Here is a 7,876-nt window from a genome sequence, read left to right on the forward strand (position 1 = left end):
TAAATGATGATGAAATTCAATTAAACTTAGATGGAACAATATCATTATCTTCTGGAAGTGTCCAATTGTATTTATTAGGTGAAGACACAAATGAAATACTATATTCTAAAGTATTTACTACTAGTGATAATGGTGAAGTAAGTATTGATGTAACAGATTTAAAAGGTAATTTAAGGATAATATTAGGTCTTAAATCGGATAAAGCAAAGGATTTTAGTTTAGATCTTACATCAAAACAAAAGTTAGTAAAAGATAAAGAAAAACCAGAGGTACCTTCAGTTCCTACAGAGTGATATCTTGAAAAATTAATTTTATAAGGTATACTAGATATTATAGGAATAAATTACATAATAGGTGGCGAATTCAAAAGATGAAAGATTTAGAATGGTACAAGAAAGTAAAAAACTATGGAAGACAATTATTTATGTCAATCAAATGGATTGTTCTTGCGGTTTTAATAGGCTTATTAGTAGGAGCCTTCGGGTCCTTATTTGGTCTTTGTATGGAATACGCAACAAAAACAAGAACAAAATATGACTGGTTTATATTCTTGCTTCCAGTTGCGGGGCTATTCATTGTCTGGATATATCGTAGTTTCAGTATTAAGAAGGATATGGGAACAAATCTTGTTATTGATACGGTACATAATAGTGGTGGTGTGCCATTTCGGGTAGCACCCTTAATATTCATAGCTACTGTGCTGACTCATCTAGTAGGAGGTTCGGCGGGACGTGAAGGCGCGGCACTGCAGATTGGTGGAAGTTTCGGAGACAAAATTGGCCGCACGCTAAAGATGGATTTAATGGACCGAAAAATATTAATTCTATGTGGTATGAGTGCTGCATTTTCAGCACTATTTGGTACACCAATGGCTGCTGCTGTATTTTCAATGGAGGTTATTACAGTGGGGGTTATGTATTATGCAGCCTTTTTACCATGTGTAGTAGCTTCTTTAGTAGCTTCCCATTTTGCATCTGATATTGTTGGTGTTAGTCCAGAGTCTTTTCAGATTGGATATGTACCTGAATTAGATATGAAGATGTTTGGTGTTGTAATAGCAATCAGCGTGATAGGAGGAGGAGTAAGTTCCTTATTCTGTTGGATTTTACATAAAACATCGAAAGAATTTAATGACCGAATTAAAAATCCATATATAAGAATTGTTGTAGCAGGTGTATGTATCATAGCGCTTACCTTAATTGTGGGTAATCGTGATTATAATGGAGCAGGAATTGATGTAATTAAACGAGCATTCGTAGGAGAAATTGTTCCATATGCCTTTTTGTTTAAGATGCTATTTACTGCGATAACCCTTGGAGGAGGATTTAAGGGAGGAGAAATTGTACCTACCTTATTTGTAGGGGCTACGTTAGGTTCGGCAATCGGCAGTGCATTAGGTGTTACTCCTTCTTTATGTGCAGCAATTGGCATGGCAGTGCTCTTTTGTGGTGTAACTAACTGTCCTCTTGCAACGTTGTTTATAAGTTTTGAATTATTTAGTTATAAAGCGGTACCGTATTTTCTACTAGCAATAGCCATTAGTTATGTGCTATCTGGGTATTCGGGTTTATATGGAGAACAGAAAATTATGTATTCCAAATATAAAGCGAGATATATTAATAGAAATGTAAAAGATCATGGATAGAGGATAAGAGAGGTACAAGAAATAAATGCTTTAGGTAATAAGTACAAAGATACAGTACTTATTACCTAAAGCATTATTTTTTTTGAAAAATTCTTAAAATATTACATGTTTTATGAAAATATAGCACCTTAATTACTGTTGGTTATTTTGTATAATGAAAGAAAAAACATGTGTTTTGGGGGGCGAATTTTGAATATTCTAATTGTGGATGATGAAGAGATTACCATAAAGGGAATAAATAAATTGATCAAGTGGGAGCAAATAGGGGTTGCCAAAGTTATGGAGGCTTTCAGTGGGGAAGAGGCATTGATAAAGAGTAGGACAGAGAGAGTAGACATAATAATTTCAGATATTCGAATGGCTGGAATGACTGGGATTGAACTAGCAAAGAATATTAGAGAGAAGTATCCACTTTGTCAAATTATTTTTATTAGCGGGCATGTAGAGAATGAGTATTTAAAGGAGGCAATTGATTTAGAAGTAGTAGGTTTTATAGAAAAGCCAATTCATGTGAAAGAAATTGAGGAAGCAGTGAAAAAAGCAATAAATAAGTTAGAATCTATGCAATTTCATTCGGAAGTTAAACGACAAATGGACTTGGAAAATAAGAATTATGTAATGTACGAACTTGCTAAAGAGTTGATAGAACCAGTAGCTAATCGAGATAAAATTCTAAAAAATATCAACTGGTTAGGGCTTGATTGGAAAAATAAAGAGCGTATATGTGCGGCTATATTCACTGTTAACAAGGAGTCAAATAGGAACATTGAAAAAGTAATGTCTGCACTAGATTGTTGCTTTTCGGAAATTGAACATATACATTTCATAAAAGACTCTACTCATATCATCTTTTTTATGGCTTATCAAAGTAATGAAGAAGAGACTTTAAGAGAAGTAGTGAAGAAAAGTAGAGATTTTGTAAGCGTGGACAGGACATATATGATTTGTGGTGTGTTCGGTAGTACTACTACAGATATATATAAAGCTTATAAATCATATGAATCGGCAGTTATATATCTACAAAAATTCTTTTATTTTGGGTACTATCAAGTTCGTTGTTTTGTAAAAGAAGAAGAGAAAAAGTTGGATTTTGATGAAACACTTATGGAGTCGTTTGTAGATGCCTTGAAGGAATGTAATCGTGAAAAAGCACATGAGTCTATAAAACGAATTTATTATCAATTGCGGCCACAACACACAGTATTAGTTAGCTGCATTAAGGGTATTTATTATAAATTACTGGATTATCTGTATGAAGAAGCAGAACATTCTTTTTATAGTAAATATGATAGTGAAAATGTAAGGAGAGGAATATTATTAGAAAAAATTCATTCTATGGACACTCTCGCCGAGTGTAATGATTATTTATATGAACAAGTAGAAGAATATTATCAAAGTGCAGAGAATCTTGCGGTTAATAACAAAAGTATTATTGAGATTATGGATTTTATTAATAAATCATATAAAATGCGGATCTTTCGGTTAGTGAAATAGCAAATAGAGTATATCTTACACCCAATTATATGATGATGCTTTTCAAAAAAAAGATAGGAAAGACGGTATTGCAATATTTGACAGAAGTACGTATGGAAGCAGCAAAAGAATTGCTAGAAGATAGGAGAGTTAAATTATCACAAGTAGCTCTTAGGGTTGGGTTTCGTGACTCAGGATATTTTTCAAAAGTCTTTCATCGATATGTTGGAGTTTCACCTAGAGTTTATAGAGAAAAAAACTATTTTAGGTAAAATACTATGGAAGTTAGGCTTATCCATTGTGTAGAAAAAAAACTTATCATAGGATATGTGTGTAAGACATATGCAGAGATATCTGCATATTAAGATTTGGTTGAAGAGGTAAGCAACCAGCAAATTTGTGTCTGCACTACTATACAAATTTGCGTGACAAAAAAGTAGTGCAGAAGAGAGGGTAAAATGAAAAAGTTAAGAAAAAGAATTTCCTCAGTAGTACTAATGATAGCAATGATATTATCGTCTATGTCATTGGAATCATTTGGTGTGCAAGCAGCAACAGTATCAAAGGATTATACAACGGATTTATTTGGGCCAAATGTATATGTATTTGATGATGATGATTCTGATAGCGACATTCAGGCAGTTATTGATGAAGTCTACGGTACACAGGAAAAAAATCAATTCGGGAAAGAACGATATGCAGTGTTGTTCAAGCAAGGAACCTATGATAATGTTCGGGCAAAGGTAGGATTCTATACACAAGTGGCAGGACTTGGTGCATTACCTACGGATACTGTTGTAAATGAACTTGACTGTAATGCTGATTGGATGGGAGCTAATTCGACTTGTAATTTTTGGAGAAGTGCTACTAATTTTTCAGTAAAGCAAACTACAACATGGGCAGCAGCACAAGCAACTTCATTAAGAAGAATGAATTTCGAGCAGTGGCTTGCTCTCGACCAATGGGGACAAGGTTGGGCAAGCGGTGGATTTGTAGCTGATACTGTGGTAAAAGGTACAGCAGTGGCATGGTCGCAACAACAATACTGTTCTAGAAATAGTGAGTATGGTGCATGGGCTGGCGGCGTATGGAATGCAGTGTTTGTTGGTATGAATAAAGGTCTTACCGTACAAGACGCGGGTACCAAGGTAGAAAGTAACTGGGAACAGGAACCAGGGTATCAGTATTTCACTAGTGTTGAAAAGACACCTGTTGTTAGAGAAACACCATACCTTACAGTAGACGACAATGATCAATATAGCGTCTTTGTTCCAAGTGTAAAGGAAAATTCTAATGGAGTATCTTGGGCTAATGGTAAAGAAGCTGGAACAGCAATTGGCATTGATAAGTTTTATATTGCAAAGCCAGATAAAGATACAGCAGATTCTATAAATACAGCTTTAGAGCAAGGAAAGAATTTGATCTTTACACCAGGTATTTACTATTTAAATAAAGCGATACAAGTAAAGAACGCTAATACAGTTGTATTAGGATTAGGATATGCTACCTTAATACCAACTGGAAACAATGCTTGTATGGAGGTTGCTGATGTTGATGGTGTGAGTGTATCAGGGTTATTATTTGATGCAGGTCCTGCGTACACAGAAACGCTTTTAAAAGTAGGTGCAGATAATTCAGCAAAAAGACATGTAGATAATCCTACTCTATTAAGTGATTTATTCTTCCGTGTGGGTGGCGCGACTACTGAAGTTGCACAGACCAAAACTTGTGTCATTATTAATAGCCAAGATGTTATAGGTGATAATTTCTGGGTATGGAGAGCTGATCATGGAGATGGAGTAGCTTGGGATAAGAATAAAACAGAGAATGGAATTATAATTAATGGCGACTGTATGACTATGTATGGGCTGTTCGTGGAACATTTCCATGAGTATCAAACGATATGGAATGGTGATTACGGACGATTGTATTTTTACCAGAGTGAAATACCTTATGACATACCAAATCAAGAAAGCTGGAAGAGCCATGATGGAACGGTTAATGGATATGCGTCTTACAAATTAGCAGATGATGTTAAGTCCCATGAGGCATATGGGTTAGGTATCTATTCTTATCATAGAGATGCGACGATTGACCTTACCAATGCTGCAGAAGTACCAGATGCTGATAATGTAAGTGTACATAATATCTGTACGGTAATGCTTGCTGGTAATCCAGGTATTTCTCATATCATTAATGGTAAGGGAGATGCAGTAACAACTGCTGGTGAAAGACAACAAGTAGTAACTTATGGACAGGGAAAAGTCGTGATACCAGATGCTACAGAGGATCAAGGAGAACCAGAAAGTGCTACTGGTCCATATGCTGATTGGAAAAACAATTCTATTATCTATCCAAAGATGGGACAACTTGTGGCAGCAGGGCCAATCACTGTAACTTGGAAAGCATTAGAAGAACAAATAGAAAGATATGATGTTTATTTAGATGAGGTAAAAGTAGGAAGTGTTACAGAGAATGGCTCTAATACTTATGAGTTTGAACTCTATTCAACAAAAGTTAGTTCTCATCAATTAAAAATAGTTGCTGTATTAAAAGGAGGCGAAAAAACAGTAACTGCAAATATTAGAACATTTTTTGTTTCTAAAAAGGGAATGGGTATTTGGCAAAATCGTTCTGATATGATCGATAAAACCAATCTTTCTTGGTATTATAATTGGTCACCATTTGAATTAGAGGGCGTAGATGATGCTGTTGAATTCATACCAATGATTTGGGGTGATGATACTGGTACAGGAGACCGTGCTAAGGAATGGAATTGGCTAAGGAGTGGAGGATATAAGGATTACAAAACATTATTAACGTTCAATGAACCAGATTATCCAGATCAATCCAATATGACTGTTAATAGAGCAGCAGGGCTTTGGACGGAATTAGAGGATACTGGATTACGTTTAAGTTCACCTGCGACAGGAAACCCAGCGTATTTTATGAAAGGTGGAGAAGGAGATTGGTTCGGCCCTTTCATGGATTCATTGGAAGCAAAAGGGGAAAGTTTTGATTTTACAGCAGTACATTATTATCAAGATTACCCGTTGGTTGATTTGTTTGTAGAAACCTTGGAAAAAACACATGAGATGACAGGAAAACCAATCTGGATTACAGAGTGGGGTGTTGCACAATGGATTAAGGTACAGGATTTCTATTGGACTGGTGGAGATGATAACTGGCAAAGAGATAAGATTGTAGAATTCATGGAAGAAATCATTCCTATTTTAGATGGACTAGATTATGTAGAGAGATATGCTTGGTTCCCATTTGACGGAGCTAATACGGAGAATTTCGGTAACGGTGCAGGCGGTATCTTCTATGATTCCGGTGTGAAAGCTGGACAGCTTACTACTGTAGGTGAAACCTATAGAGATTTAGGTAATCCAAAAGGATATGATCCAGATCGTCCTGTTTATGATAAAGTTGTTATAGATGAAGAGGTGGAAGTACCAGAAGCAGTTACTACGAACCTTGCAATTGGGAAAACTGCAGTAGCCTCTTCAAGTACTGGTAACAACACTGCTAATATGGCGATAGATGGTAATAGTAATTCACGTTGGGAATCTGAGTTTTCTGATTCACAATGGATTTATGTTGATTTAGGTAAAACATATTCTGTAACTGGAGCTAAATTAGTATGGGAAACTGCAGCTGGTAAAGACTATAAGATTCAAGTTTCTAATGATGCATCAAATTGGACCACAGTATATCAAAAGGAAAATGGATCAGGTGGAACAGAAGATATTACATTTGATAAAATTTCGGCTCGTTACGTTAGAATGTATGGAACTGCTAGAACGACAGGCTACGGTTTCTCCCTATGGGAGTTTCAAGTGTTAGGGATTGATGACGGCACAGTAATAGTTACTCCAGAAGAACCAAGTGGTGATGTTAACCTAGCAAAGGGCATGACGGTAACTACTTCTTCAGTAGAAGGAGCATTTGTAGGAAGCAATGCTACAGATGGTAATACAGATACTAGATGGGCATCAAATCAATCAGATGCTGAGTGGTTATGCGTAGATCTAGGAAGTACACAAAATATCTCTAAAGTTGTTCTGACCTGGGAAGCAGCATATGGGAAATCCTATGAAATCCAAGTCTCACAAGATGGAAAGATATTCACTACAGTTACAACGAATACGAATGGAAAAGGTGGAATTGAGGAGCTTAAATTCAGTAAGATAAGTGCTCGCTATATCCGAATTCAAGGAATCCAAAGAGCAACAGGATATGGATATTCTTTATGGGAAGTTGAAGTTTATTAAGAGTTATATGATTAAATAAAATAATAAAGTAACTAAAGTGAAAGGGCGTAAAAATAATGAAATATTTTTAACGCCCTTTGATTTGTTTGAATAAGCAATTGAAAATATCAAAATATGAAAGGAAGGTATGTATGAAATTTAAAAAGTTTCTAACGGGAATATTATCCCTATCAATGTTATGTAGTGTCATACCGATGAATACAGCAATTGGTGCAACATCGCCATGGCTGTTATCGAAAGGGAGACCCGCATATGCTTCTTCTATAAATGGGGGAGATGTTGCAAGTTTTGCCACAGATGGTAAAATTGGAACACAGTGGGGAGCACAACCAGATAAAGCAGATCAATGGATAGATGTTGATTTAGGGGCAGAAGCTGATGTTTCAAAGGTGGATATCAGTTGGCAAAATAATGTTAGTTTCGGTGTGAACTATGAAATCTTAGTATCTTCTGATGAAATTAATTGGTCTAGTATATATCA

At 35.7% G+C, this 7,876-nt stretch carries 6 protein-coding genes; all 6 read left to right on the forward strand.

The annotated features are described in order from the left end of the window. On the forward strand, positions 1-293 hold a 293-nt coding region (locus ACW2QF_RS15575; RefSeq protein WP_455716930.1), incomplete at its 5' end, for a hypothetical protein. A gap of 77 nt (positions 294-370) precedes the next feature. Further along, positions 371-1,645 carry a chloride channel protein gene (locus tag ACW2QF_RS15580; RefSeq protein WP_455716931.1) on the forward strand — a complete coding sequence of 425 codons (1,275 nt, stop codon included), beginning with the start codon at positions 371-373 and terminating at the stop codon, positions 1,643-1,645. Between the two features lie 189 nt (positions 1,646-1,834). Continuing rightward, entirely contained in the window at positions 1,835-3,139 is a 1,305-nt protein-coding gene (locus ACW2QF_RS15585; RefSeq protein WP_455716932.1) for a response regulator, read from the forward strand. A gap of 35 nt (positions 3,140-3,174) precedes the next feature. Beyond that, positions 3,175-3,390 carry a helix-turn-helix transcriptional regulator gene (locus ACW2QF_RS15590; RefSeq protein WP_455716933.1) on the forward strand — a complete coding sequence of 72 codons (216 nt, stop codon included), beginning with the start codon at positions 3,175-3,177 and terminating at the stop codon, positions 3,388-3,390. 186 nt (positions 3,391-3,576) lie between these two features. After that, entirely contained in the window at positions 3,577-7,395 is a 3,819-nt protein-coding gene (locus tag ACW2QF_RS15595) for a galactose-binding domain-containing protein (RefSeq protein ID WP_455716934.1), read from the forward strand. Between the two features lie 131 nt (positions 7,396-7,526). Next, positions 7,527-7,876: discoidin domain-containing protein (locus ACW2QF_RS15600; RefSeq protein WP_455716935.1), on the forward strand; the 350-nt coding region annotated here is incomplete at its 3' end.

Source organism: Anaerosporobacter sp. (genome assembly GCF_965301125.1).

What these genes read in the sequence shown, in the direction of transcription:
- ACW2QF_RS15580 (WP_455716931.1), top strand. Translation starts at nt 371, where the DNA reads ATGAAAGATTTAGAATGGTACAAGAAAGTAAAAAACTATGGAAGACAA.
- ACW2QF_RS15590 (WP_455716933.1), top strand. Translation starts at nt 3,175, where the DNA reads ATGCTTTTCAAAAAAAAGATAGGAAAGACGGTATTGCAATATTTGACA.
- ACW2QF_RS15595 (WP_455716934.1), top strand. Translation starts at nt 3,577, where the DNA reads ATGAAAAAGTTAAGAAAAAGAATTTCCTCAGTAGTACTAATGATAGCA.